Source organism: Xanthomonas albilineans (assembly GCF_002939705.1).
GTDB lineage: Bacteria > Pseudomonadota > Gammaproteobacteria > Xanthomonadales > Xanthomonadaceae > Xanthomonas_A > Xanthomonas_A albilineans.
In genome coordinates, this window is sequence record NZ_MDCB01000114.1 from 1 (window position 1) to 373 (window position 373).

At 66.2% G+C, this 373-nt stretch carries 1 protein-coding gene; it reads right to left on the reverse strand.

Features of this window, described 5'->3' with window-relative positions; genetic code table 11:
* On the reverse strand, positions 1 to 373 hold a 373-nt coding region (locus XalbCFBP2523_RS16720), incomplete at both ends, for an XVIPCD domain-containing protein (protein ID WP_158250807.1).

Sequence of the window (373 nt, forward strand, 5' to 3'; positions counted from 1 at the left end):
GCATCGCCTGCTCGGCGAGGTTCTGCTGCTCCACCGTCTGCAATTGCTGGCTGGCCTGGGCCACGTCCGGCGCTTGCGTCAGTTGCAGCGCATCGACTCTCGCCCATATCTGTCCGTGGGACTGCACCACGTATTTCGGCGTCTGGGTCGCAGCGCCCTCCGTCATCCCCAGGTAGATCTTGTCCACTTCGGTCTGCCACAGTTTGCGTGTCTCCACGACGACTTGCGCCGCGCGGCGGTCCAACTGCTCCGGATCCGGCACCGGACGACCCCAGCGTTCATGTGCATCGGCAATGGCATCGCGCGCCTGCTCGAACAGCGCATGACGCGGGTGCGCCGGATGGCGCATGTCCTCGGCGGTGATCGCCACGGG